The organism is Clostridium sp., from assembly GCF_018372875.1.
Classification (GTDB): domain Bacteria; phylum Bacillota; class Clostridia; order Clostridiales; family Clostridiaceae; genus Clostridium.
Genome location: NZ_JAHAIF010000098.1, coordinates 1 through 1,808 on the forward strand (window position 1 = coordinate 1; position 1,808 = coordinate 1,808).

At 27.0% G+C, this 1,808-nt stretch carries 2 protein-coding genes; both read left to right on the forward strand.

What is annotated here, in order from left to right; all coding sequences use genetic code 11:
- The first annotated feature begins 399 nt into the window (after positions 1-399).
- The gene (locus KIB46_RS16235) at positions 400-666 is read left to right on the forward strand and encodes an HNH endonuclease signature motif containing protein (protein ID WP_291673258.1); all 267 of its coding nucleotides are present in this window, start codon (positions 400-402) and stop codon (positions 664-666) included.
- Positions 667-708: 42 nt separating this feature from the next.
- Positions 709-1,125 carry a YrhA family protein gene (locus KIB46_RS16240; protein ID WP_291673260.1) on the forward strand — a complete coding sequence of 139 codons (417 nt, stop codon included), beginning with the start codon at positions 709-711 and terminating at the stop codon, positions 1,123-1,125.
- Positions 1,126-1,808 lie beyond the last annotated feature (683 nt).

The window sequence follows — 1,808 nt, forward strand, 5'->3', positions numbered from 1 at the left end:
TACCACCTATGCCACCTTTCAACCTAAAGTAAAAGAAAATATCGTTGTAACTAAAATATCGATACTACAATAGTGTCGATATTTTTTTCTTAAATATGTGGTTATACAAAGTAACTTCATAATACTAAATATGGAAATGGACAAATCAGAATGATAAAATAATGGTAAGGATTTGGAATACTAAACTTTACTACTAAAAATACAAAAACAGACTCTGCCCCAAGGGGGGGTGATTTTACTGGTAAATTAAGAGGGGAAGATGTTACATTAAAGAATGTCAAAACAAAAGAAGTAACATATGTAAAAAGAGGTATAGAGGAAAGAAAGGCTTTAAGAAAAGCTTTTGACAGTACTGAAAGAAAGAATTTCTTAATAAAATTATCAGAGAATGAACAACTATTGAAAGATGCAGGTTTAAGTGAAATTGATATATTAGATATAAAAGATGGATTTGTTCCAGAAGGATGGCAGGTACATCATAAATTACCGATAGATGATAGTGGCGATAATTCCTTTGAAAATTTAGTTTTAATTAAAAATGAACCATATCATAAGGTAATAACAAATTATCAAAATTCTATAGTTAGAGGGTTAAAAGAAGGGGAGATTAAAAAGATTGAATTTCCAATACCAGAAGGAAGTATATATCCATTAAAAAATAGATAGGAGGCATAGATAAATGTGGAAAGAAAAATTAGAGGTAATTAAATTAAGAAGAGAAATAGATATCTGAATGAAGGATGTTCATTAAAAGAATTAGAATTTTTTCAACAAGAAGTAAAGAATAAGTTTAAATATGATTTACCTAAAGGATATATTGATTTTTTATCTGTAATAAATGGATTAGATTATAATGGATTAGTTTTATATGGTATTGATGAGAATATAGTTGATAAAATAAATAACCAAAGAGTTACAGGCTATATAGATACAAATGAAATATGGTATGAAAATGATGAACAAAAAGAATATATGTTTTTTGGGGATAGTAATATGAGTTGGTATTGTTATAATATTAGGGAAAATACTTACGTAGAATTAGATAAGCCATCTGGAGAATTAGAACAAGAATTTAGCGACTTTACTGATATGCTTGAAAATGCTTTAGAAAGTAGTTTAGTCTAATTATTTTTAATAATAAATATCTAAATTCACAATAAAGAATTGATTAACGACTTAAAAAATAGTAATGTTAGAATATTGTAAAATCAATAAGAGTAAGAAGATTTAATACTGCATAATTCTAATAATGCAGTGAAAGAAGTTAAAAAGATTAATGTTTCAGTAATGGAGCATTAATCTTTTTTTCATATGTTGAAATATTTATAAAATCTAAGATAACTAGGAGTGAAATCTACTGTAAGCTGAAAAGTAGAGAGCCCAAATCTATGATTTGGTGTGAATCACTTTCACAGAGTGCAGGTAAGGAAATCATAGACTTAATAATTCCACTTCAAATCAAGGGGAATTAATAACAATAATATGTAGGATAGAAACACACTACTCATATGCATTCGTAGGTGTAAGTTTGACTAGCTAAATGTAAAATTTAGAGTCTCACTTAAAAAGAAAAAGAATTTGAAAAGATGAAACATATAAATAATGGAACTTGGAAATAGGAAAGTGGGATTAAGAAATTTTAATTGGGGGAGAATCATAAGGGATTAAAGAAAAATAAGAATTTAAATAAAGAGTTATAGGGTAATATGTCAAAATGAAGCTACTGGAGAGCAAAGCTATCAGGTAGCAAAGTTAATAAGAAAAAAGAGCAAAGAAATAGTAAGTGTAAAGATAAAAGGACAAATTAT